The following is a 24,798-nucleotide window of genomic DNA, read 5'->3' as shown; positions in this document are numbered from 1 at the left end:
CGGGGGGGGCCGGCGGCCGCCCCCCCGGCCACCCCCCCCCCCCCCCCACCCCGCGGCGCGGGTGGGGGGGTGGGGGGGGGGGGGCCCCCCGGGGGGGGGGGGGCCCCCCCCCCCCCCCCCCCCCCACCACCGGCGTATGCGCTTACCTTCTTCCCGCTGTGAGCCGCCGTTTTTTCCGGTGGACACCCACGAGGGAGAACGGAGGTGCACTCGTGCGGATCGGGCTACTCACCGATGGTGGTCATCCCTGTGCGACCGGTGAGTCCGGGGCATGGTGCGACCGGCTGGTGCGCGGGCTCCCGCAGCACGAGTTCGACCTCTTCGCGCTGGTCCGCTCGGTGGAGCAGGAGGTGCGCGGCCCGTTCCCGGAGCACGGGGGCCGGGTGCGCACGGCGCCGCTGTGGGCCGACGACGGGCACCGCCCCGGGCCCCGGGCCCCGAAGGGACTGCTCGCCCGGATGGCGACGGGCGGCACCGCCCGCCCGTACGGCCGCCGCGAGCGGCAGTGGTTCACGGACCGGCTCGCGGACCTCGTGGCCGCGGTCTGCGCGGCGGGCGGCGAGGACGACACCGCCGTACGGGGCCCCGCCGACCCGGACCCCCGGTTCGCCGACGGCCTGTACGGCCTGGCCGAACTGGCCCGCGAACACGGCGGACTCGCCCCGGCGCTGCGCTCCGAGGCCGCCGTCCAGGTACTCGAAGCGGCCTGCCGGGCCCCGGGCACCGCGCGCACCGTGCAGAGCGCCACCGTCCCGGACCTCCTCGCCTTCGCCCGGGAGCTCGGCCGGGCGCTGCGCCCGCTCTCGCTGGACTGGTACGACGAACGGGGCCTCGGCGCCGTCGACCTCTGCCACGCGACCTCCGGCGGCGCCGCCCTCCCCGGGCTGCTGGCCGGGCATTTCTTCCGGACCCCCTTACTGGTCAGCGAGGACGGCGCCCGGCTGCGGGAGCACTACCTCGCAGCCGGCTCCACCCTGCTGAACGCGCCGGCGCGCGCCCTCCTCGCGAGCTTCCACGGCAGGCTGGCCACCGAGGTGTACCGGCGGGCCACGATCGTCACCTCGGGCACCGTCCACGCCCGCCGCTGGCAGGAGCGGTGCGGCGCCGACCCCGCGAAGCTCCGCACGGTCCGGCCCGGCATGGCCGCCGACCACTTCGCGGAGCTTGGCGAGCGCGACGACTGCGGCCCCGGCGACACCCTGGTCTGGGTCGGCCGGATCGAGCCCGCCAAGGATCTGACGACGCTGCTGCACGCCTTCGCCGAGGTGCGCGGGGCCGAGCCGGGGACCCGGCTGCGGATCATCGCCACGGCTCCACCGGGCCCCCTGGGCGAGGGCCATCTCGTGCGGTGCCGGGCGCTCGCGGCCCGGCTGTTCCCGGACGGAGCCGCCGACGGCGCGGCCCCGGTCTCCTTCGAGGAGACCGGCGGGGCCGGTCCGTCCGGGGCCGCCGACGCCTACGCGGCGGGCGGCGTCGTCGTCCAGTCCAGCGTGGCGGAGGGCTTCCCCGCCGATCTCGTCGCGGCGATGTTCTGCGGCCGGGCCACGGTCTCCACGGACGTCGGCGCGGTCGTCGAGACCATCGGCGGCACCGGGCTCGTGGTGCCGCCGCGCGACCCGCGGGCGCTGGCCGGTGCCTGCCTGGCGCTGCTGCGCGACCCCGAGCGCCGTGCACGGCTCGGTGCGGCGGCGCGCGCCCGCGCACTCGAACTCTTCACCGTGGAACGGAACCTCGCGGACCTCCACGGCCTCTACCTGGAACTGATCGCCCGGGCCCCGGTGCGCGGACAGGCGGCGGAGCGCGCCGACGGCGGGCCCCGCCCGTTCGCCACCCCGCCGGAGGCACACGTCCTGGACACCTGGACCGGCCCGGCCCCCGCCGGCCGCAAGCCCAGCTGGGCCACCGGGCCCCGGGCCGTCTGCGCGGGGGCGCGGGGAGCGGGTGGCCGCGATGCGTGAAGCGGAACAGCCGGGGCCGTGGATCCCCGGCCCGGAGCGCACCGGAGCGGGCCGGGGCGGTCCCGCCCGCCGGGACCCGGACGGCGACGACCACGGAGGAACCACCATGGACGGCCCGACCGGTGCGCCCGAGACCCCCGATGCCCCCGCCGGGCCCGTCGCGGGCCCCGCCCCCGCCCCGCGCGCCCCCGAGATCGCCCACACCGCGGCCCCCGGACACCCGGCGCGCCGGGCCGCCGCCGGGCGACGCGGCCCCGCCGACCCGGTGCGCTCGCTGATGCACCGCCACCGCGAGCTCTGTGAACGGGCCGTCGACCCGCTGGAGCTGGCCGCCGGGCTCGAAGCCCACGGCGTCACCGACCGCGCCGCCGCCCGTTACCGGCACCGCGACGTCTTCTCGCTCGCCGAGGAGCTCTTCGCCCGGATGCCCGGCGTGCCGACCGGCCGCACGGGCGTGCCGGAAGCTCCGGCGCGCGACACCGCGCCCCGTACCGCCTGGACGCTGCGCGCCCTCCTGCCGGGCGCCGCCTGCGCCGCGACCCTGGGGGCGCTGGCCCTCGCCCCGGACGCGCTCGACGGCCGGATCCGGCTCGCCATCGGCCTCACCGGGACCCTCGCCGTCCTCACCGCGCTCGCGCTCGCCCTGCGCGGCGGCCCGCTGCGCACCGGGGCCCGCCCCTCCGCCACCGCCACGGCGTACACCTGCTGGCTCCTCGGCTACGTCCTGTACGGCCAGCCCCTCCTCGACCAGGTGCTCAGCGGCGGCCCCGAAGGCCCCTGGGCGCTCACCCCCGCACCCCTGCTGGGGCTGGCCCTCGCGGTCGCCCCGGCCGCCTGGTGCGCCCACCTCTTCTCCGTCCACGCCCGCCGCAGGCTCATCGGCAGCCGGGTCCTGGAGGAGTTCGGCGCGGGCGTGCGCCCCCTGCTCCTCGGGGCCGTCGCCCTCCACCTCTGCGCCCTCGTCGTCCTGCTCTCCCTCGCGCATCTGATGTACGGGGGCGGCGGGGCGTACGCCGGAGCGGGCGCGCTCGGACTGCTGCTGCTGGCCGCCCGGCTGCTCGCCGTGCACGGCTTCCCCGGGCTCGCCACCGGCGGGCTCGCCGCCGCCTGTGCGGCCGAGGCGCTGGCCCCCGCACTGGTGCTGGCCGGGCGGCTGCCGGGACTGCGCTTCCTGGCCCGCCCCGTAGACCTTCTCGTCCTGACGGCCGGTACCGGAGCCGTACCGGCCGTCGCCTGCGGCGGAGCCGCGCTCGGGCTGCTGATCGCGGCCACCGCAGTCCTCTCCCGCGCATCCGCCCACAGCACCGCCCGGCCGGTCGACGAAGGCCCGGTCGCCGCGTAACCCACACCACGCCAGAACACCGTCAATGCCTGCCCCGCGGAGCCGACGCCGCGGGTCACCGCCCTTCCAACGCCTCACAATCCCTAGGAGACACCGGACATGACCCCCCAACCCCCTTTCCCGGCAGCTGGCCGTCGGCGCCGAGGGGGCGCGCGATGAGGGTGCTGCTGCTCGGAGCCAATGGCTTCCTCGGCCGCTTCGTGGCCGACCGGCTGCTCGCCGACCCCGCCGTGCACCTCACGGCGCTCGGCCGCGGCGACGACGCCGACGTCCGCTTCGACCTCGCCAGCGGCAGCCCCGGCGCGCTGACCCGCTTCCTGGACGCCGTCCACCCCGGAGTCGTCGTCAACTGCGCGGGCGCCACCCGCGGCGGGGCCCGCGACCTGACCCGGCACAACACCGTCGCCGTCGCCACCGTCTGCGAGGCGATGCGGCGCAGTGTCTGCACCGCCCGGCTCGTCCAGCTCGGCTGCTCCTCGGAGTACGGCCCCTCGCAGCCCGGTTCCTCCACGGCCGAGGACGCCGTCCCGCGCCCCGGCGGCCCGTACGGGGTCAGCAAGCTCGCCGCCACCGAACTCGTCCTCGGCTCCGGCCTCGACGCGGTGGTGCTGCGGGTCTTCTCGCCGGTCGGGCCGGGCACCCCGGCCGGCTCCCCGCTCGGGCGGCTGGCCGAGGCGATGCGCCGGGCCATGCAGTCCGGCGACGGCGAGCTGAAGCTCAGCGGCCTCGGCGTGCAGCGCGACTTCGTGGACGTGCGCGATGTCGCCCGCGCGGTGCACGCCGCCTCGCTCTCCGCCGCGCAGGGCGTCGTCAACATCGGGACCGGCCGCGCCGTGCGCCTGCGGGACGCCGCCGCCGTCCTCGCCCGGGTCGCCGGGTTCGCCGGCGCACTCCACGAGCTGGACGCGCCCCCGCCCCGGCTGCCCATCGGCGCCCCGCGCAGCTCCAACGAGTCGGTGATCGAGCACCTCTCGGCGACGCCGTCGCCCTACCCGGACGGGTGCGGCGCCTGGCAGCAGGCCGATGTCCGGACCGCCCGCGACCGGCTGGGCTGGCGGCCCCGGATCAATCTGGAGGAGTCCCTCGCGGACATCTGGATGGAGGCGGCGTGCCGCATCTGACCAGCCCCGGCACCGCCCGCCGGACCAGCGGTGCCGGGCGGCTCGGCTTCGGGGTGCCCGGGTACGCCCATCCGCTGCTCGCGCCGACCGAATGGGCCGAGCTGGCCCGACCCGGCACCCCGCTGCACTGGGCCGTCCTGAACATCGACAACGGCCCCGGCGCCCGCCCCGACCCGCAGTGCCTGGAGGTCGTGGGCCGGCTCCGCCACGCGCACGGGAGCGGACACGGACCGGACGCGCGGCCGGGCGGCGGACGGCTGTTGGGCCATCTCGACCTGGCGTACGGCAGCCGCCTCTTCGCCGAGCTGATCGCCGACGCCCAGTGCTTCCTCGACTGGTACCGGGTCGACGGCTTCTACCTCGACCGCTGCCCGGCCGAGCGGAGCCACCTCCCGGTGGTGCGCCGGCTCACCAGTACCCTCGCGACGTTCCTGGAGCACGGCGACCGCTCGTACGGGAAGGGGAGCGGGCCGCTGGTGCTGGGGGTGGGCACCCACCCGTACCCCGGCTACGCCGAGGCCGCCGACCAGCTCGTCACCTTCAACGGGGGGTGGACCGAATACCGCTGGTCCCAGGTGGCGGAGTGGACCGCCTCCTACCCGCCGGAGCGGTTCGCCCACTTCGTCCACGGCGTCCCGCGCACCCACCTGGACGAGGCGATGCGGGTCGCCCGCTGGCAGGGCGCGGGCACGATCTTCTTCACGGATCGGGACGGCCGGCGCGGACAGAACGACCCCTACACGGCGCTGCCCAGGTACTGGGACGAAATCGTCTCGCGGATCGGACCTGGTATCTCGGAATGAGGAGGGGCGTGGCAGTGTTACCGGAAGAACAACCGTACGTAGTCGAAGTACGTAGAAACCGACCACCTGCATTGTTGAGGTTCCTGTGTCGCTGCCACCCCTGGTCGAGCCGGCCGCCGAGCTCACCGTCGACGAGGTCCGCAGGTACTCCCGCCACCTGATCATCCCGGATGTCGGGATGGACGGGCAGAAGCGGCTGAAGAACGCGAAGGTGCTCTGTGTAGGCGCCGGCGGTCTCGGTTCCCCGGCCCTGATGTACCTGGCCGCGGCCGGTGTCGGCACGCTGGGCATCGTGGAGTTCGACGAGGTCGACGAGTCGAACCTGCAGCGCCAGATCATCCACAGCCAGTCCGACATCGGGCGTTCCAAGGCCGAGTCGGCCAAGGACTCGGTGCTGGGCATCAACCCGTACGTGAACGTGGTCCTGCACGAGGAGCGGCTCGAGGCCGACAACGTGATGGACATCTTCGCCGCGTACGACCTGATCGTGGACGGCACGGACAACTTCGCCACCCGCTACCTGGTCAACGACGCGGCCGTGCTGCTGAACAAGCCGTACATCTGGGGCTCGATCTACCGGTTCGACGGCCAGGCGTCCGTCTTCTGGTCCGAGCACGGCCCCTGCTACCGCTGCCTCTACCCGGAGCCGCCGCCGCCGGGCATGGTGCCGTCCTGCGCCGAGGGCGGGGTGCTCGGGGTGCTCTGCGCCTCGATCGGCTCCATCCAGGTCAACGAGGCCATCAAGCTGCTCGCCGGTATCGGTGACCCGCTGGTCGGCCGGCTCATGATCTACGACGCCCTGGAGATGCAGTACCGCCAGGTCAAGGTCCGCAAGGACCCCGACTGCGCGGTCTGCGGCGAGAACCCCACCGTCACCGAGCTGATCGACTACGAGGCCTTCTGCGGCGTCGTGTCCGAGGAGGCCCAGGAGGCGGCGGCCGGTTCCACGATCACTCCCAAGCAGCTCAAGGAGTGGATCGACGCGGACGAGAAGATCGAGATCATCGACGTTCGCGAGCCGAACGAGTTCGAGATCGTCTCGATCCCCGGCGCCAAGCTGATCCCGAAGAACGAGTTCCTGATGGGCAACGCCCTCCAGGACCTCCCGCAGGACAGGCGCATCGTCCTGCACTGCAAGACGGGCGTCCGCAGCGCCGAGGTCCTCGCGGTCCTCAAGTCGGCCGGGTTCGCCGACGCGGTCCACGTGGGCGGCGGCGTCATCGGCTGGGTCAACCAGATCGAGCCCGAGAAGCCGGTGTACTGAGACATCCGCTGTCATGGTGAAGGGGCCGGTCCGTACGGACCGGCCCCTTCACCATGACAGCCCTACGAGCAGGTCCGGCCGTCCTCGGGGACCTTCCCGTCGAGGAAGTACGCGTCCACGGCCGAGGTCACGCAGGAGTTCTGGCCGTACGCGCCGTGCCCCTCGCCCTTGTTGGTGAGCAGGACGCCCACGCCCTTGCCCAGCGAGTCCGCCATCCGCCGTGCCCCCTCGTACGGGGTCGCCGGGTCGCCGGTGTTGCCGACGACCAGCACCGGCCCGGCGCCCGGGGCGCTCGTCTCCGGGTGCTCGTGCTCCCCGGCCACCGGCCACTTCGCGCACCAGCCGGCCGTGTCCCACGCCAGGAACGGGCCGAACACCGGGGACAGCTTCCGGAACTCCGGCAGCAGCGCCCGCGCCTCGTCGGCGGTCGGCCGGAGCTTGCTGTCGGCGCAGGAGACGGCGCGCTGGGCGTGGCTCTGGGTGCCGTAGTGGCCCTGGGCGTCCCGGCCGTTGTACGAGTCGGCCAGCCGGAGCAGGGCGTCCCCGGTGCCGTTCTTCTCGGCCTCGTCGAGCGCCCGGGTGAGGACCGGCCAACTGGACCTGGAGTAGAGCGGCGTGACGATGCCGATGACGGCCAGCGACTGGTTGAGCTCACGGCCCGAGCCGGTCGGCAGCGGCTTCCGGTCGAGCCGGTCCAGCAGTCGGGCGATGCGCCGGGTACCCTCCGCCGGGTCCTGGCCGCTGTCCTTCAGGTAGTTGTCGAGGGCCCGCTGGAAGCCGGTCGCCTGGTTGCGGGCGTGCCCGATCGCGTCGGCGGTCGGGTCGACGACGGCGTCCAGGACGGTGCGTCCGACGTGTGCGGGGAAGAGGTGGGCGTAGGTGCCGCCGAGTTCGGTGCCGTACGAGATGCCGAAGTAGGTGAGCTTCCGGTCGCCGAGCACCTCGCGGACCAGGTCCATGTCCCGGGCGGCGTTCGACGTGCCGACGTACGGCAGGACCTTGCCGGAGCGGCGGGCGCAGCCCGCGCCGAAGTCGGCGCCGTACCGCATGAAGGCCGCCTCCTCGGCCGGGGTGTCCGGGGTCATGTCGACGTCCCGGTTGTCGGCCTCCTGCTCCTGGTCGGTGCGGCAGCGCACCCCCTCGCTGCCCGCGACGCCGCGCGGGTCGAAGCCCACCAGGTCGTAGCGGGTGTTGAGGTTCGCGTACGAGCCCGCGGCGCGCGGCAGGGTCGAGACGCCGGAGCCGCCGGGGCCGCCGAAGTTGAAGAGCATCGAGCCGAGGCGGCGGTCCCGGTCCGTGGCCTGCTTGCGGATCAGCGCGATCCCGAGGGTGTCGCCGTCGGGCTTCGCGTAGTCCAGCGGCACCCGGACTGTCGCACAGCGCCACTCGGAGCCGGGCGCGCTCTCCCCGGCGCGGGCCCCGCACCGCTTCCAGTCCGGCCGCTGGGCGGTGAGGGAGGCGGGGAGCCGGGGCGAGCCCGGTCCCCCGGTGGCCGCGGCGGGCGGGGACCCGGCCGGGGCGGCGGACCCCGGGTCCGTCCCCCCGTCGGCGCCGCCCCCGCAGCCCGCGAGCAGCCCGGTCAGCAGGAGCGCGGCGGCGGCCAGGGCCCCGGCGCGTGCGTGTACGACCACGTGTGCGTCCTCCCGGTGTGCCTGCCCGGCGTCCGGGCAAGAGAGGCCGCCCATGCTAGGGGGTGTCTGACACATGCCTGCGGCGTCGCGGGGTCCGGCACATCCCCAAGCTCTCGGCTTCGCTCGAGCAGGGGACACCCCACTGCTCGCGGCGTTGCCGAACCGTCCACGTGGCTCCTTCCCCGAGCTCTCAACTCCGTTCGAGCAGGGGAGACCCCATCCGCGGACGTCCCGGCGCCTTGCGATCGCACGCACCGGACCCCGCTCCTTCGCCCGCACTCATTTATCAGACACCCCCTAGGGCCCTTCCGTTCGGGTCGGGCGGGGCTCGCGTGCCCTGGTGCTGCCCGATCCGAACGAAAGGCCCCGGGGTACGGGCTCGGGGTGGTGCTACTTGCAGACGGTGCCGGCCGGGGGGACCTTGCCGTCCAGCAGGTAGCCGCCCACGGCCTTCTGCACACAGGCGTTGCCGCTGTTGTACGCGCCGTGCCCCTGGCCCTCGTACGTCATCGTCACGCCGACGCCCTTGCCCAGCGCGCCGGCCATCGCCTTGGCGCCCGCGTACGGGGTCGCCGGGTCGCCGGTGTTGCCGACGACCAGGATGGGGGCGGAGCCCGGGGCGCTGACGTCCGGGTGGTTCCAGGCGCCCGCCACCGGCCAGCCGGTGCAGCTCATCAGGGACCAGCCCAGGTAGTCGCCGAAGACCTTCGAGGCGGAGCGGAACTCGGGGAGCTTGGCCTCGGTCTGGTCGGAGGTGAACCGCTGCTTGGAGTCGGCGCAGTTGATCGCGGTGTTGGCGGCCATCGAGTTGTCGTAACGGCCGTTCTGGGAGCGGCCGTTCATCGAGTCGGCGAGGGCCAGGAGCAGGCCGCCGTTGCCGCCGTCGGCCTCGTCGAGCCCCTGTTCCAGTAGCGGCCAGGTCTGCTTGGAGTAGAGGGCGGCGGCGGTGCCGGTGACCGCCAGGGTCTGCGTCAGGTTGCGTCGGCCGAGCCCCTGGATCGGCTTCTTCTCCAGCCGGTTCAGCAGGTCGGAGATGTGCTGCTCGACCTCCTTGGCGGTGGAGCCGGGCAGCTTGCAGGCGTCGCCGCGGTCGACGCAGTCCTGGGCGAAGTTGTCCAGGGCGAGCTGGAAGCCCTTGGCCTGGCCGAGCGAGGCCTGCACGGTGTCCTCGGTCGGGTTGACCACCGCGTCCAGCACCGCCCGGCCGACGTTCTTCGGGTACAGGTGGGCGTAGACGCCGCCGAGCTCGGTGCCGTACGAGATGCCGAAGTAGTGCAGCTTCCGGTCGCCGAGGACCTGGCGCATCAGGTCCATGTCCCGGGCGGCCTCGGTGGTGCCGACGTGCGGGAGCTGCTTGCCGGAGTTCTGCTTGCAGGCCAGCGCGTACTTCTTGGTGCTCTCGACGAAGGTGTTCACCTCCTCGCTGGTGTCCGGGGTGGCGTCGATCTCGTACCGGGCGTCGAGCTGCTTGTCGTCCTCGCACTTCACGCCCTCGCTGCGGCCGACGCCGCGCGGATCGAAGCTGACCAGGTCGTAGCGGGCGCGGAGCTTCTCGTAGTCGGTGCCGAAGGCGGGCAGGGTGGCGACGCCGGAGGCGCCGGGGCCGCCGAAGTTGAAGAGGAGGGAGCCGATCCGCCGGTCCTTGTCCTTGGCGGCGGCCCGGATCAGCGCCAGCCGGATCGTGTCGCCGTCGGGCTTCGCGTAGTCGAGCGGCGCGTTCATGAACGTGCACTCCCAGGGGGTGCCGCCGGGCAGCGGGGACGGCGCCTTTCCGCCGCCCTGCGCCGCGGACGGGGCGGGGCAGGGCTTCCACGTCAGCTTCTGGGCGGCGAGGCCGGAGCCGGTGGCCTCGGCGACCGGCTCCGACCCGGCCGGGCCGCTCCCGTCGGCACTCTTCGAGCAGGCGGCGAGGGGCAGGAGCAGGGTGGCCGCGGCGGCCAGGGCGGCGGTGCGCAGGGCAGGGGAGGTCCTCATGCGCCCATGCTGCGGCGGCGCCGGGGGCTTCGCACGGGGCGCCGGTCCAAGCGGGTGGCGGGCCGGCCGGGGCGTCGCCCGACTGGCCTCCGGGCCGCCCGGGGGCGGGTGGTGAGGGGGTGTCAGAGCTCGCCCCGGCGGGTCAGGTGGTTGAAGCAGAGCCAGCCGGGCAGCACCGGCAGCCAGAGCGTCAGCAGCCGGTACAGCAGCACGGCGGGCGCCGCGACCTCCTTCGGCAGCCCGACCGCGATCAGACCGAGCGTCAGAGCCCCCTCCACCGCGCCCATTCCGCCCGGGGTGGGGGCCGCCGACCCGAGCGCGTTGCCCGCGAGGAAGACCACCGCGATGCTGGCGTAGCTCAGATGCGGGACGTCCGGACCGCTGAACGCCCGCACCGAGGCGTCCAGGCACATCACGAACAGGCCGGTCAGCAGCAGCATCCCGCCGATGCCGGTCAGCAGCTTCTGCGGCCGCTGCACCACGTCGAGCATGCGCGGCACCACCCCGGCGAACAGCGACCGCACCCGGGTCACCACGAACTTCCGCAGGAACGGGACGGCCGTCACCACCAGCACCAGCACGGCGATCGTCAGCAGTCCGGCGATGACCGTCCTGGACGGGGTGAGCGACGACGGGGTCTTCTCGGTGCCGGTCAGATAGCCGAAGGCGGCCAGCAGCAGGATGTGGGCGCCGAGGCCGAACAGCTGCGAGGCACCGACGCTGGCCACGGCGAGTCCGGGGCGCACCCCGGCGCGTTGCAGGAACCGGGTGTTCAGCGCGACGCCGCCGACCGCGGCCGGGGCGACGATCTTCACGAACGACCCGGCGACCTGCGCCAGCACCGTCTTCCCGAACGGCACCCGCTCCGGTACGAAGCCCAGGAGGCTCATCGCCGCCGCGACGTAGGTGAGCGCCGAGAAGCCGACCGCCGCCGCCACCCACCCCCACTCCGCCTGCTCGGCCACCGCGCCGAAGTCCGGCTGGGTGATCTGCGAGATGAGGAAGTACGCGGCGATCGCCCCGGCGATGCAGCTGACCAGGGTGCGGGGCTTGATCCGCTCCAGCCGCACCGGCTCGACCGGTGCCTGCGGGCGGATCAGCAGCACCTGGCGCCGCATCTGGGTGAGCAGGTCCTCCTCGCGGGCCTCTTCGAGGGCGTCGTCCAGGGCGCGCTTCTCGGCCTGCTTGTGGTCGCGCAGCGCCCTGCGGTCGGCCTTGCGGTCCGCCCGGCGGTCGGCGCCGGTCACCTCACCGTCCGGGGCGGCGTGCTCCTGCGTCCGGGCCCGCTTCGCCGCGTCCGAGGCTGCCAGCACCGCCTCGCGTTCCCGCTGCGAACGCTCCCGGGCGAGCCGGCGCAGCGCCGCCCGGGTGGAGCGGCTCAGCGCGATCGGCTGGAGCAGCGGCAGGCAGTCCGCGACGGCGTCCGGGCCGAGGACCTCCAGCGCCCCGGCGACGGCCCGCTCCGCACCGACCCGCAGACCGGTCGTGGTGAGCAGCTGGGCGACGTCCATCCGCAGCAGCAGATCACCGGCCGCGATCTCGCCGCCGCGCAGATCGGTGACGAACACCGCGCCGGAACGATCCACCAGGATGGCGTCGCCGGTGAGCCCGCGGTGCGCGATCCGGCGCGACTGGAGCGCCTTCACCTGCCGCCAGGCCCCGTGCAGCAGCTCGTCGGTGATCTCCGCGTCCTCCAGGGCGTCCAGCGAACGGCCGCCGATGTGCTCGTACACCAGCATCACGGCGTCCGGCCCGAGCTCGGAGGTGGCGATCAGCTTGGGCGCGTTGGCCCCGGCGGCGATCGCCGCGTAGGCGAGCAGCGCCTCCTGCTCCAGGGCCTGGCGCAGCGACTGGATGGAGCGGCGCTCGGTGATGCCGCGCAGGGTGAGCCGTCGCCACACCCGGTAGAAGAAGCCCTGGGCCTGCTGTTCGCGGTCGACGACCGTCACGTCCAGCGGCGGCCCGTCCTCCAGGGGGACCAGATAGCGGCGCCCCCGGTCGTTCTGGTCGCCCGAGTCGAGCGCCTCGTCGGCGCGCATCGCGCTGACCGGGCGGAAGCCGACGTGGCGCAGACCGGCCATCAGGTGCTGGCCGGTCGGCCGGACGTTCGGCGAGCCGACCGCGTACAGCGTGCCGTACGCCACGGTCCAGCCGATCAGCACGGTGAGGACGATCGAGAACGGGGTGGTGTAGCCGCCGACCAGCATCGCGAAGGCGTCGAGCAGCAGCACCACCCACAGCACGACCCGCCAGCGCGGCCGTCTCGCCATCCCGACCGCCGTCATGTACGCGATCACCGGGGCGAGGTAGCCGTGCACCGGGTCGCTGAGCGCGTCCCCCGGCTGCGGCTGGGTCAGGGCGTCCTGGATGGTGCCGGGGGCGGACCGGGCGACCCAGAGGTCGGCGGCGAGCGTGACGCCGTGGGCCAGTACGGCGGCGAGCACCCCGTCGGCGATCCGCAGCCCGTCGCGTTTGATCAGCCGCTCGATGGCGAAGACGACCGGGACGAGCAGGACGGCGATGCTGGAGACCAGACCCGCCATCTTGATCAGGAGGTCGGGCGCCTGGCCCGTGCCCTTGGTGATGTCCTGTTCGAGGCCGGTGGTGGTGCCGTGGGCGAAGGCGGCGACGGCGAACAGCACCGCGATGGCCAGCACCCCGATGAGCAGCCGCATGAGGTCGGAGGGGCGGTGCACCCGGGCGGGCAGCAGCGGCTCGTCCCCCGAGACGCGCTCGGCCTGCTCCTCGGCGACGGTCGACAGCGTCGATCCGGCCGCGCCGGGGGCGTCCGGGCCCATGGTGTCCGGAATGTCCGGTCGCGGCTCGATGTCAGGGGCGTTGGCCGCCTTCGGTGGCTGCACGCCCTGCTCCTTCGTCGCCTCTGATGGGTCTTCGTGTTCTCGTATCACCGGTCACCGCCCGCACGATGGTGGCACGGCCCGGCGGCGGAGGGCGGCGCCAGGGTGCGCCGCACCGATGCGCGAAGCGCAACATACGCCCCTTCGCGGCCGCCCGCACACCTGATGACCGGGTGCGCGCGGACCGGGCCGGGATGTCGGTGGCGTACGGCAGGATGGGGCGGATGAGCCAACAGCGAGCGGGCGGCGAGGGGCCGGTCCACGAACTGCCGGAGTACGCGGAGCGGGTGCTCGACGCCGTCGAGCTGGTCCCGCCCGGCCGGGTCATGACCTACGGGGACGTCGCCGAGTGGCTCGGCGAGGGCGGCCCGCGCCAGGTCGGCCGGGTCATGACGCTGTACGGGGCCACGGTGCCCTGGTGGCGCGTGGTGCGCGCGGACGGGTCGCTGCTGCCCGGCCACGAGCTGCGGGCGCTGGACCACTACCGCGCGGAGGGCACTCCGCTGCGCGAGGCCCCGCGGGCAGCGGAGGGCCACCTTCCGCGTCTTGACATGCGACGGGCGCGGTGGGACGGCACCACCGGGGACGGCGGCGCGGACCGGGACGAGGGCCGAGGTGCTCACACCTGACAGCTTCCGCCATCCGGCGGCGCGGCGGGCGGTACCGGGGCCGTACGGGGTGCCGGGCATCGCGGAATGTGGCGAGGGACGCATCGCGGGCGGCCCGGATCGTGCCGTCACTGGCGTAGCTTCGTAGGTTCGCGGTACGTACCGCGCGCACCTCGGACTCGGCACCCCGGACCCCTTCGACACTCTCGGCCCCGGGGCCCCTGCGGCCCCTTCGAAAACCTCGGCACCCTCGAAACCCCTCACACCTTCGACACCCCTGACACCCCTGACACTCCTGGCACCCTCGGCATCGGCACACCCATCAGGACCGGCGATCCACGTGAGCTCCTCCTCCACCACCCGGCACAGTCCGCACCGCCCGGCACGGCAGCGGGCCGCGGGCGCGTACCGGCTGGTGCGTACCCCGCCGGGCTCGGTGGACCCTCCTGTTCTGGACGCGGCACAGCGCGCGGTGGTTGACCACCCCGGCGGTCCGCTGCTGGTGCTCGCCGGACCGGGCACGGGCAAGACGACCACGCTGGTCGAGGCGGTCGCCGCGCGCATCGCCCGGGGCGCCGACCCGGCGCGCGTCCTGGTGCTCACCTTCAGCCGCAAGGCCGCCGTCGAACTGCGCGACCGGATGGCCGCCCGCCTTGGCGCCGCCCGCGGCCCGCAGGCGACGACGTTCCACTCGTTTTGCTACGCACTGGTCCGCGCCCACCAGGACGCCGACCTCTTCGCCGAACCGATGCGGCTGCTCTCCGGACCGGAGCAGGACGTCACCGTGCGCGAGCTCCTCGCCGGCCAGCTCGAGCTGGAGCGGGACGGCTTCCCGCACATCCGCTGGCCCGACGAGCTGCGGGCCTGTCTGACCACCCGGGGCTTCGCCGACGAGGTGCGCGCGGTGCTGGCCCGCAGCCGCGAGCTGGGCCTCGGTCCGGACGCGCTGGCCGCCTTCGCCCGCCGCACCGGCCGGCCGGACTGGGGCGCCGCCGCCGGGTTCCTCGCCGAGTACCTGGACGTGCTGGACGCGCAGGGGGTGCTGGACTACGCGGAGCTGGTGCACCGGGCGGTGCTGCTCGCGGAGCGGCCCGAGGTGTCGGCGGTGCTCGCCGGGGCGTACGACGCGGTCTTCGTCGACGAGTACCAGGACACCGACCCGGCGCAGGTGCGGCTGCTGCACGCGCTGGCCGGGAACCGGGGGAGCGCCCCGGGTGCCGGGGGCGGCCGGGACCTGATCGCCTTCGGCGACCCGGACCAGTCGATCTACGCCTTCCGGGGCGCCGACGTGAACGGCATCCTGGACTTCCCCGAGACCTTCCGGCGGGCGGACGGTGCCCCCGCCCCGGTCGGCGTGCTCACCACCTCACGGCGCTCGGCCGGGCAGCTGCTGGCCGCCACCCGGCTGCTCACCCGCCGGATGCCGCTGACCCGGCTGCCCGCGGAGAAGGTCCGCGCCCACCGCGAGCTGGCCGCGGTCCGCGAGGGTGGCACCGTCGAGGCGTACACCTACCCGACCGCCTCCACCGAGCTGGACAACATCGCCGACCTGCTGCGCCGCGCCCATCTGGAGGACGGCGTCCCGTGGCGCGAGATGGCCGTACTGGTCCGGGCCGGCGGCCGCACGATCCCCTCGCTGCGCCGGGCCCTGACCTCGGCGGGCGTCCCCCTGGAGGTCGACGGCGACGACCTCCCGCTCCGCCACGAACCCGCGGTGGCCCCGCTGCTCACCGCCCTGCGCGCGGTCGCCATGGCGGCGGTGCGCAGGGGCGCGCCGGGCGCGGAGGAGGGGCGCGGGGGAGAGACCGGAGGAGAGGCCGGGGCAGAGCATGGGCTCGGTGCCGATGCCGATGCCGGGCCTGGGCCCGAGGCCGAGTCCGAGTCCGAGTCCGAGCCCGAAGCCGAAGCCGGAGCCGCTGTAGGGGAGCCGAGGCCGGAAGCCGGGGACGTGACCGATCCGGAAGCCGAGCCCGAGCCCCCCGCCACCCCGGCCGAAGCCCCCTGGCTGGACACCGAGACCGCGCTGACCCTGCTCGGCTCCCCGCTCGGCGCCATGGACGCGGCCGATCTGCGCCGCCTCGGCCGGGCCCTGCGCGACGAGGAGCGCGCTGCGGGCGTCCGCGTCCCCGCGCCCTCCGGGGACCTGCTGGCCCGCGCGCTCGCCGAGCCCGAACGGCTCGTCACGCACGATCCGGCGTACGCCCGCGGCGCCCAGCGGCTCGGCGCGCTCCTGCGCAAGGCGCGCGAGCTGCTCGAAGGCGGCGGCACCGCGGAGGAGGCCCTGTGGGCCCTGTGGTCCGGTACCCCGTGGCCGGGCCGGCTGGAGCGCGCCGCCCTGCGCGGCGGCGCGGCCGGCCGCAACGCCGACCGCGACCTCGACGCCGTCTGCGCCCTCTTCGACACCGCGGCCCGCGCCGAGGAGCGCACCGGAGGACGCGGCGCGCTCAACTTCCTGGAGGAGGTCGACGCCCAGGACATCGCCGCCGACACCCTCTCCCGGCGCCTGGTCCGCCCCGACGCCGTACGGCTGATGACCGCGCACCGCTCCAAGGGCCTGGAGTGGCGGCTCGTCGTCGTCGCGGGCGTACAGGAAGGGCTCTGGCCGGACCTGCGCCGCCGCGGCTCGCTGCTGGAGGCGGACCGGATCGGCCGCGACGGCCTGGCCGAACCGCTCACCCCCGGCGCCCTCCTCGCCGAGGAGCGCCGGCTCTTCTACGTCGCGGCCACCCGCGCCCGTGAACGGCTCGTCGTCACCGCCGTGAAGGCCCCCGCCGACGACGGCGACCAGCCGTCCCGCTTCCTCACCGAGCTGGGCGCCGAACCCCGCGACGTCACCGGCCGCCCGCGCCGCCCGCTCGCCGTCGCCGCGCTCGTCGCCGAGCTCCGCGCCACCACCGTCGACCCCGCCGCCTCCGACGCCCTGCGCGAGGAGGCCGCCCGCCGCCTCGCCCGGCTCGCCGCGCTCACCGACGACGACGGGCTGCCGCTCGTCCCCGCCGCCCATCCCCACCGCTGGTGGGGCCTGTACGAACCGACCCGCTCCGCCGTCCCGCTCCGCGACCGGGACCGGCCCGTGGCCCTCTCCGGCAGCGCCCTCGACCAGCTCGCCCACACCTGCGCGCTCCAGTGGTTCCTCGGCCGCGAGGTCAAGGCGGACGCCCCGGCGACGGCCGCCCAGGGCTTCGGCAACGTCGTCCACGTGCTGGCCGACGAGGTCGCCTCCGGACGCACCCCCGCCGACCTCGCCGTCCTGATGGAGCGGCTGGACTCGGTCTGGGACGGGCTCGTCTTCGACGCCCCCTGGAAGTCCGGCCAGGAGAAGGAGCAGGCCCGGGCCGCCCTCGAACGCTTCCTGCGCTGGCACGTCATGGACCGCGCCGGGCGCACCGCCGTCGCCAGCGAGCACGACTTCGACGTGACCCTGGAGGCGGGGGAGTACGAGGTACGGATCCGGGGCTCCATGGACCGGGTCGAGCAGGACGCCGACGGCCGCGCCTACGTCGTCGACTTCAAGACCGGCAAACAGGCCCCGACCAGGGACGAGGTCGCCCGTCACCCCCAGCTCGCCGTCTACCAGCTGGCCGTCCGGGAGGGCGCGGTCGACGAGGTGTTCGACGGCCGCCGCCCCGAGCCGGGCGGCGCCGAACTCGTCCAGCTCCGCCAGCCCGCCCCCAAGAAGGAGGGCGGCGAGACCCTGCCCAAGGTGCAGGCGCAGGAACCCCTCGCCGGGGAGTGGGTGCCCGAGCTGCTGGCCACCGCCGCGGGCCGGGTCCTGGACGAGCGCTTCACCCCCACGACCGGCCAGCACTGCACGCACTGCGCCTTCCGCGCCTCGTGCAGCGCCCAGCCGGAGGGCCGCCACGTCGTGGAGTGAGCACGGTGAGGGGCTGCGGTCCTCGGCGCCGCCGGTTGTCGGTGGGGCCGGTTAGCCTTTCTGGGGTGTCCCCGCGTATCACCGATCCCGAGCAGCTCAAGGAGCTCCTGGGGATTCCGTTCACCCCGGAGCAGACGGCGTGCATCACCGCGCCGCCCGCCCCGCAGGTGATCGTGGCCGGAGCCGGTTCGGGGAAGACCACGGTCATGGCGGCCCGCGTGGTGTGGCTGGTGGGCACCGGCCAGGTCGCCCCCGAGCAGGTCCTCGGGCTCACCTTCACCAACAAGGCGGCCGCCGAACTCGCCGAGCGCGTCCGCAAGGCCCTGATCGCCGCCGGGGTCACCGATCCGGACGCCATCGATCCGGACCACCCCCCGGGCGAGCCCAGCATTTCCACGTACCACGCCTTCGCCGGCCGGCTCCTCACCGAGCACGGGCTGCGCATCGGGCTCGAACCGACCACCCGCCTCCTCGCCGACGCCACCCGCTACCAGCTCGCCGCCCGGGTGCTGCGCGAGGCCCCCGGCCCGTACCCGGCCCTGACCAGGTCGTTCCCCAGCCTCGTCAGCGATCTGCTGGCCCTGGACGCCGAGCTGGCCGAGCACCTCGTACGCCCCGAACAGCTCGCGGAGTACGACACCGGCCTGCTGGACACGCTCGCCTCGGCCCGGCTCAGCAACGCCGAGCTGCGCCGGATCCCCGAGACCGCCGAGGCCCGCCGGGAGCTGCTCCAGCTGACCCGGCGCTACCGCGACGCCAAGCGGAGCCGTGACCTCCTCGACTTCGGCGACCAGATCGCGCTCTCCGCCGAGCTGGCCCTCACCCGCCCCGAGGTCGGCACGATCCTGCGCGACGAGTTCCGCGTCGTGCTCCTCGACGAGTACCAGGACACCTCCGTCGCCCAGCGGCTGCTGCTCTCCGCCCTCTTCGGGAGCGGGCCCGCGGGCGTGACCGGCCACGCCGTCACCGCCGTCGGCGACCCCTGCCAGGCGATCTACGGCTGGCGCGGCGCCTCCGTCGCCAACCTCGACGACTTCCCGCACCACTTCCCGCACGCCGACGGCACCCCCGCCACCCGCCACTCGCTCAGCGAGAACCGCCGCAGTGGCGGCCGCCTCCTGCACCTCGCCAACGGCCTCGCCGCACCGCTGCGCGCCATGCACGAGGGCGTCGAGGCGCTGCGCCCCGCCCCCGGCGCCGAGCGCGACGGCACCGTCCGCTGCGCCCTGCTGTCCACCCACGCCGAGGAGATCGACTGGCTCGCCGACTCCATCGCCCACCTCGTACGGACCGGCAGGGCGCCCGGCGAGATCGCCGTCCTGTGCCGTACCGCGGGCGACTTCCCCCGGATCCAGGCCGCCCTGGTGGCGCGGGACGTCCCGGTCGAGGTCGTCGGGCTGTCCGGACTGCTGCACCTGCCCGAGGTCGCCGATCTCGTCGCCGTCTGCGAGGTCCTCCAGGACCCCGGCGCCAACGCCGCTCTGGTCCGGCTGCTCACCGGCCCCCGCTGGCGGATCGGCCCGCGCGACCTGGCGCTGCTCGGCCGCCGTGCCCGGCTCCTCGTGCACCGCGCGGCCCACGCCGACGACGACACCGCCGATCCCGACCGCCGCCTCGCCGAGGCCGTCGAGGGGGTCGACCCGGCCGAGGTGATTTCGCTCGCCGACGCGCTGGACACCTTCCTCGAAGCGGGCGGCGAGGCGGACGACGGCCTTCCGTTCTCCGCCGAGGCCCGGATCCGCTTCGCCCGGCTCGCCGCCGAGCTGCGCGAGCTGCGCCGCTCCCTGGCCGACCCGCTGATGGACGTGCTGCACCGGGTGCTCGCCGCCACCGGCCTGGAGGTCGAGCTGTCCGCCTCCCCGCAGGCGCTGGCCGCCCGCCGCAGGGAGACCCTCGGCAACTTCCTGGACGTCGCGGCCCGGTTCTCCGCCGTCGAGGGCGACGCCACCCTCCTCGCCTTCCTCGGCTTCCTGCGCACCGCCGTCCAGTACGAGAAGGGCCTGGACAACGCCCTGCCCGGCGGCGAGAACACCGTCAAGGTGCTCACCGCCCACAAGTCCAAGGGCCTGGAGTGGGACGTCGTCGCCGTGCCCGGCCTGGTCGGCGGCCAGTTCCCCAGCGGCCAGTCCCGCGACGCCTGGACCGCCCAGGCCCAGGTCCTCCCGCACGCCCTGCGCGGCGACCGGGCGACGCTCCCCGACGTCCGCACCTGGGACGCCAAGGGCCTCAAGGCGTTCAAGGAGGAGATGAAGGAGCACCAGCACACCGAGGAGCTCCGGCTGGGGTACGTCACCTTCACCCGGCCCCGCAGCCTGCTGCTCGGCTCCGGCCACTGGTGGGGCCCGTCCCAGAAGAAGCCGCGCGGCCCGTCCCCCTTCCTGCACGCGCTGTACGAGCACTGCGCGGCCGGGTACGGCGAGATCGAGGTCTGGGCCGACGAACCGGCCGAGGACGCGGAGAACCCGGCCCTCGGCGAGGAGACCGCCGACCAGGCGTGGCCGCTGCCGCTGGACGACGTCGCGCTGACCCGGCGCAGGGCCGCGGCGGCCGCGGTGACGGCCCATCTGGACGCCCTGGCCGGGGCGGGCGCGGGAGCGCCGGCGGAGCCGTTCCCGGGCGGCGACCGGCAGCCGGTCCCGCGCGACGCGCCCCCGTTCGAGGACGACGAGGCGCCTTTCCCCGACACCCCGTCACCCTTCGGGGACGACGAGGCGCCCTTCCCCGACGAGGAGCCCCCCGAGTTCGACGAGGAGCGGTACGCCGACGACTGGGACGCCCTGCCCACGCAGCCCCCGCCCCCGTCCGCCCCGCGCGTCCCGGCGGCCCGCACCCCCGAGCCCGAGCTCACGGCCGCCCCCGGCCCCGCCGGGGCGCACCGCCTCACCCCCGAGGAGGCCCGCACCCTCGCCTCCTGGGACCGCGACCTCGACGCCCTCGCCGGGGAGCTGCGCCGCGCCCGCGCCACCGTGCGCGACGTGGTCGTACCGGCCTCGCTCTCCGCCACCCAGCTGCTGCGCCTCGCCGACGACCCCGACGGCTTCGCCCAGGAGCTGGCCCGCCCCATGCCGAGACCGCCGCAGCCGGCCGCCCGCCGGGGCACCCGGTTCCACGCCTGGGTGGAGTCCCGCTTCGAAGAGCTGCCGCTGCCGATGCTCGGCCCCGACGAGCTGCCCGGCGGGGACGGGACCGACGCCGAGATCGCCGACGAACGCGACCTCGCCGCGCTCAAGGAGGCGTTCGAGCGCACCCCGTACGCCCGCCGCACCCCGTACCGCGTCGAGGCGCCGTTCCAGATCACCCTGGCCGGGCGGGTGGTCCGGGGCCGCATCGACGCCGTCTACCGCACCGGGGACACCTACGAGATCGTCGACTGGAAGACCACCCGCGCCCACACCGCCGACCCCCTCCAGCTCGCGGTCTACCGCCTGGCCTGGGCCGAGCTGCACGGGCTGCCGCTGACCGACGTCACCGCCACGTTCCTCTACGTGCGCACGGGGGAGATCGCCCGCCCCACCCGCCTCCCGGGCCGGGCCGAGCTGGAGCGCATCCTGCTGGACGAGCCGCCCCCGCGCGGCTGAGTCGGCCCCGCGCGGCCGGGCTCAGCCCCGGTCGATCAGGAGCTGTCCGCGCGCGGTCGCGAAGAGCCGCCGCTGCGCGGCGAGGTCGCCGGTGGTCGCGGTGGTGTCGAGGAGGAGCTGGTAGACCCGGCCCGCCGTGCCCGGGACGAACACCTCGACGCGCTTGCGGGCCCGGCTCTGGCCCGCCCAGTGGTAGTCGATCTCCAGCCAGAGGGCCGCGCGACCGTTCTGCCGGGTGGTGTGGCGGACGGCCGTGAGCCCGGCCATCGACGACTTCGCGGTGTCGCGGTACCAGGCGAGCTGCCCTTCCGCGGCCGCCTCGGCGGTCGCCCCGTACGACGTGTCCCGTTTCACGCTCATCTCATGGGTGCCGTCCGGGGAGGCCCAGTTGCTCTGGATGGCGTTCCGCCTCGTACGGGTCCAGCCGTCCGGTACGGCGAAGGCGACCGTGAGACCGGCCTCCCGGACCCGGCGCCACCCCTCGGGCACGGCCAGGGGCGGTGACGACCGCGGTTCCGGTGAGCCCTGTGATTCAGGCGACCCCTGAGACTTCTGAGACTCCGACGACCCTTGCGATGGCGCGGGCGACTGCGACGCCGCCGGGGCGTCCGCGCGGCCGGCGACGCCCCGGTTGACCGGGGAGCCGCCGACGAGCGGAATCCCGAACACCGCCAGCAGCAGACCGGCCACCGCCGTGATCGCCGAGACCCAGGCCGCCGCCTCACCGCGGTGCGCCGACGCGGCGGCGTTCCCCCACCTGAACCGCTCAACCCGCTCTCCCCCTTCGCTGGCGGGCACCGTCCCCGGAACCGTTCGGCGGAGCCATTCAACTGGAGGAGGGGCCCCGCCGACAGCCGTACGGCCCGGAGCGGGCCGCGGCCCCGGACACCCCTGCGCGGAACGGACCCCGTCGGGGGAGGCACTAGGCTCGTGGCCATGAGCGACACCCCGGACAGCGCCGTCCGTACGTACACCCAGCAGCATCGCGCCGCCTTCCTCGACGACCTCGCCGACTGGCTGCGCATCCCGTCCGTGTCGGCCCAGCCGGTCCACGACGGGGACGTACGACGCAGCGCCGAGTGGCTGTCCGCCAAGCTCGAGGAGACCGGCTTCCCGGCCGTGGAGATCTGGGAGACGCCCGGCGCCCCCGCGGTCTTCGCCGAGTGGCCCTCCGACGACCCGGACGCCCCGACCGTCCTGGTCTACGGCCACCACGACGTGCAGCCCGCCGCCCGCGAGGACGGCTGGGACACCGACCCGTTCGAGCCGGTGATCCGCGACGGCCGGATGTACGGGCGGGGCGCCGCCGACGACAAGGGGCAGGTGTTCTTCCACACGCTCGGCGTCCGGGCCCATCTCGCCGCCACCGGCCGCACCACCCCCGCCGTCCACCTCAAGCTCCTGATCGAGGGCGAGGAGGAGTCCGGCTCGCCGCACTTCCGCGCCCTGGTCGAGGAGAGGGCCGCCCGCCTCGCCGCCGACGCCGTGATCGTCTCCGACACCGGCATGTGGAACGAGACGACCCCCACGGTCTGCACCGGCATGCGTGGCCTCGCCGAGTGCGAGATCGTCCTGGACGGCCCGGAGCAGGACATCCACTCCGGCTCGTTCGGCGGCGCGGTCCCCAACCCGGCGACCGCCGTCGCCCGGCTGGTCGCCGCGCTGCACGACGCGGACGGCCGGGTCGCGATCCCCGGCTTCTACGACGGGGTGACCGGACTCACCGACACCGAGCGCGCGCTCTTCGCCGAGCTGCCCTTCGACGAGGCGGCCTGGCTGCGCACCGCCAAGTCCCGCGCCGCGTCCGGCGAGGCCGGATACTCCACCCTGGAGCGCGTCTGGGCCCGCCCCACCGCCGAGGTCAACGGCATCGGCGGCGGCTACCAGGGCGACGGCAGCAAGACGATCATCCCGTCCTCCGCCCTGGTCAAGATCAGCTTCCGGCTCGTCGCGGGCCAGGATCCCGACCACGTCCAGCAGGCGGTCCGGGCCTGGGCCGAGGCACGGATCCCCGCCGGTATCCGGCACCGGATCACCTTCGCCCCCGCCACCCGCCCCTGCCTGACCCCGCTCGACCACCCCGCCCTCCAGGCGGTGGCCCGCGCCATGGGACGGGCCTTCGGCCAGAAGGTCCTCTTCACCCGCGAAGGAGGCTCGGGGCCCGCCGCCGACCTCCAGGACGTGCTCGGCGCCCCCGTCCTCTTCCTGGGCATCTCCGTACCGTCGGACGGCTGGCACGCCCCCAACGAGAAGGTCGAGCTGGACCTCCTCCTCAAGGGCGTGGAGACGGCCGCGTACCTGTGGGGCGAGCTGGCCGCCGCACTCCGCTGAGTCCTGAACACCCGATTCCACCCCGGGGGAGTAGGAAGCACCTGTGAGCACCTTCGACAACGCCGCCGCGGTCCGGCCCATCGGCCTGACCGCGCCCAGCGGCATCGACCGCGCCGCCCACCACCGCCTCGACGAGGCCTGGCTGTCCGCCGCGTGGAGCCACCCGACCACCCGTGTGTTCGTCGTCTCCGGCGGCCAGGTGCTGATCGACGACTCGGCCGACGGCTCCACGGAGATCGTCATGACCCCGGCCTTCGAGGCCCCGCTCACCGAGACCCACCGCTACTTCCTCGGCACCGACGAGAACGGCGTCAGCTACTTCGCGCTCCAGAAGGACTCCCTGCCCGGCCGCATGGACCAGCCGGCCCGCCCGGCCGGACTGCGCGAGGCGGGCCTGCTCCTCGGCCCGCGCGACGCGAGCCTGATGGTGCACGCGGTCGCCCTGGAGAACTGGCAGCGCCTGCACCGCTTCTGCTCCCGCTGCGGCGAGCGCACGGTCATCGCGGCGGCCGGCCACATCCGCCGCTGCCCGGCCTGCGGCGCCGAGCACTACCCGCGCACCGACCCCGCGGTGATCATGCTGGTGACGGACGAACAGGACCGCGCCCTGCTCGGCCGCCAGGTGCACTGGCCCGAGGGCCGCTTCTCGACGCTCGCGGGCTTCGTCGAACCCGGCGAGTCGATCGAGCAGTCGGTGGCCCGCGAGGTCTTCGAGGAGGCGGGCGTCACGGTCGGCGAGGTCGAGTACGTCGCCAGTCAGCCCTGGCCCTTCCCGTCCAGCCTGATGCTCGGCTTCATGGCCCGCGCCACCAGCTCCGAGATCAACGTGGACGGCGAGGAGATCGAGGAGGCCCGCTGGTTCTCCCGCGAGGACCTCACCGCCGCCTTCGAGTCCGGTGAGGTCATGCCCCCGTACGGCATCTCCATCGCGGCGCGGCTGATCGAGCTCTGGTACGGCAAGCCGCTCCCGAAGCCCGGCAGCCTCGGCTGACCCGCCCGCGGGACATGCCGACGCCCCCTCCGGCCGAGCACGGCACCGGAAGGGGCGTGGGGCGCGCCGGTACGCGGATCAGGCGGCGAGCGCCTGCTTCACCTGCGCCAGCGACGGGTTCGTCATGACGGCCTCGGCGCCGGTCGCGCCGACGACCAGGACGGTGGGAACGGTCTGGTTGCCGCCGTTTGCCTTCTCCACGAAGGCGGCGGACTCCGGGTCCTGCTCGATGTTGATCTCGTTGTAGGCGATGCCCTCACGGTCCATCTGGCTCTTCAGCCGACGGCAGTAGCCGCACCACGTGGTGCTGTACATCGTCACAGTGCCCGACATGTCTTCGCGCTCCTCTGTTCTCGCATGGTCGTCTCGTCCATCTCGCCCGTCCCGTCCGTCACACGGAGAAGTCCGTCACGGAGAAGCCGGACCGTGCGTCACCGCACGGAAGAGCAACGTACACAGGGCGAC

General features: G+C 74.8%; 15 protein-coding genes. 10 read left to right on the top strand and 5 right to left on the bottom strand.

Annotated features, from left to right (window positions below):
• Positions 1 to 212: 212 nt before the first annotated feature.
• The 5 genes from ACF08W_RS26235 to moeZ all read left to right on the top strand — a co-directional run bounded on the left by ACF08W_RS26235 (position 213) and on the right by moeZ (position 6,488).
• The gene (locus ACF08W_RS26235; protein ID WP_392280717.1) at positions 213 to 1,958 is read left to right on the top strand and encodes a DUF3492 domain-containing protein; all 1,746 of its coding nucleotides are present in this window, start codon (positions 213 to 215) and stop codon (positions 1,956 to 1,958) included.
• Positions 1,951 to 3,300 carry a hypothetical protein gene (locus tag ACF08W_RS26230; protein ID WP_392280716.1) on the top strand — a complete coding sequence of 450 codons (1,350 nt, stop codon included), beginning with the start codon at positions 1,951 to 1,953 and terminating at the stop codon, positions 3,298 to 3,300. The genes ACF08W_RS26235 and ACF08W_RS26230 overlap by 8 nt, the downstream gene beginning before the upstream one ends.
• A gap of 155 nt (positions 3,301 to 3,455) precedes the next feature.
• Positions 3,456 to 4,421: an NAD-dependent epimerase/dehydratase family protein gene (locus tag ACF08W_RS26225; protein ID WP_352278306.1), complete on the top strand. Its 966-nt coding sequence runs from the start codon at positions 3,456 to 3,458 to the stop codon at positions 4,419 to 4,421.
• Positions 4,409 to 5,224 (top strand): spherulation-specific family 4 protein, encoded by an 816-nt coding sequence (locus ACF08W_RS26220; RefSeq protein WP_392280715.1) that lies wholly within the window; start codon positions 4,409 to 4,411, stop codon positions 5,222 to 5,224. The genes ACF08W_RS26225 and ACF08W_RS26220 overlap by 13 nt, the downstream gene beginning before the upstream one ends.
• A gap of 85 nt (positions 5,225 to 5,309) precedes the next feature.
• Positions 5,310 to 6,488 carry an adenylyltransferase/sulfurtransferase MoeZ gene (gene moeZ / locus ACF08W_RS26215; RefSeq protein WP_392280714.1) on the top strand — a complete coding sequence of 393 codons (1,179 nt, stop codon included), beginning with the start codon at positions 5,310 to 5,312 and terminating at the stop codon, positions 6,486 to 6,488.
• Positions 6,489 to 6,550: 62 nt separating this feature from the next.
• Here moeZ and ACF08W_RS26210 read toward each other — a convergent pair whose 3' ends face one another.
• From ACF08W_RS26210 to ACF08W_RS26200, 3 genes are all read right to left on the bottom strand, one after another.
• Entirely contained in the window at positions 6,551 to 8,119 is a 1,569-nt protein-coding gene (locus tag ACF08W_RS26210; RefSeq protein ID WP_392280713.1) for an alpha/beta hydrolase, read from the bottom strand.
• 390 nt (positions 8,120 to 8,509) lie between these two features.
• Positions 8,510 to 10,093, bottom strand: coding sequence for an alpha/beta hydrolase (locus ACF08W_RS26205; RefSeq protein ID WP_392280712.1), 1,584 nt, complete (start codon positions 10,091 to 10,093; stop codon positions 8,510 to 8,512).
• Between the two features lie 122 nt (positions 10,094 to 10,215).
• Positions 10,216 to 12,954 carry a YbhN family protein gene (locus ACF08W_RS26200; RefSeq protein WP_392280711.1) on the bottom strand — a complete coding sequence of 913 codons (2,739 nt, stop codon included), beginning with the start codon at positions 12,952 to 12,954 and terminating at the stop codon, positions 10,216 to 10,218.
• A 221-nt stretch (positions 12,955 to 13,175) separates the two neighbouring features.
• Here ACF08W_RS26200 and ACF08W_RS26195 point away from each other — a divergent pair, with 221 nt between their 5' ends.
• From ACF08W_RS26195 to ACF08W_RS26185, 3 genes are all read left to right on the top strand, one after another.
• Positions 13,176 to 13,580 carry an MGMT family protein gene (locus tag ACF08W_RS26195; protein WP_352278316.1) on the top strand — a complete coding sequence of 135 codons (405 nt, stop codon included), beginning with the start codon at positions 13,176 to 13,178 and terminating at the stop codon, positions 13,578 to 13,580.
• Positions 13,581 to 13,899: 319 nt separating this feature from the next.
• Positions 13,900 to 17,433, top strand: coding sequence for an ATP-dependent helicase (locus ACF08W_RS26190; RefSeq protein WP_392280710.1), 3,534 nt, complete (start codon positions 13,900 to 13,902; stop codon positions 17,431 to 17,433).
• A 65-nt stretch (positions 17,434 to 17,498) separates the two neighbouring features.
• Positions 17,499 to 21,011, top strand: coding sequence for a UvrD-helicase domain-containing protein (locus ACF08W_RS26185; protein WP_392280709.1), 3,513 nt, complete (start codon positions 17,499 to 17,501; stop codon positions 21,009 to 21,011).
• Between the two features lie 21 nt (positions 21,012 to 21,032).
• On the opposite strand, the gene ACF08W_RS26180 is transcribed toward ACF08W_RS26185, so the two are convergent.
• A complete protein-coding gene (locus ACF08W_RS26180; protein WP_392280708.1) occupies positions 21,033 to 21,500 on the bottom strand; it encodes a hypothetical protein in 468 nt (155 codons plus the stop codon).
• Between the two features lie 447 nt (positions 21,501 to 21,947).
• Here ACF08W_RS26180 and ACF08W_RS26175 point away from each other — a divergent pair, with 447 nt between their 5' ends.
• Both ACF08W_RS26175 and nudC read left to right on the top strand, forming a co-directional pair.
• On the top strand, positions 21,948 to 23,342 hold the full coding sequence (locus tag ACF08W_RS26175) for a dipeptidase (RefSeq protein WP_392280707.1): 1,395 nt from the start codon (positions 21,948 to 21,950) through the stop codon (positions 23,340 to 23,342).
• 43 nt (positions 23,343 to 23,385) lie between these two features.
• Positions 23,386 to 24,333 carry an NAD(+) diphosphatase gene (nudC, locus tag ACF08W_RS26170; protein WP_366292975.1) on the top strand — a complete coding sequence of 316 codons (948 nt, stop codon included), beginning with the start codon at positions 23,386 to 23,388 and terminating at the stop codon, positions 24,331 to 24,333.
• Positions 24,334 to 24,411: 78 nt separating this feature from the next.
• Here the strand turns inward: nudC and ACF08W_RS26165 are convergent, their stop codons facing one another.
• On the bottom strand, positions 24,412 to 24,666 hold the full coding sequence (locus tag ACF08W_RS26165; protein WP_352278325.1) for a mycoredoxin: 255 nt from the start codon (positions 24,664 to 24,666) through the stop codon (positions 24,412 to 24,414).
• Positions 24,667 to 24,798 lie beyond the last annotated feature (132 nt).

This window comes from Streptomyces sp. NPDC015144 (genome assembly GCF_043079735.1).
Classification (GTDB): Bacteria; Actinomycetota; Actinomycetes; order Streptomycetales; family Streptomycetaceae; genus Streptomyces.
This window is presented reverse-complemented; position numbering and strand designations above follow the sequence as displayed.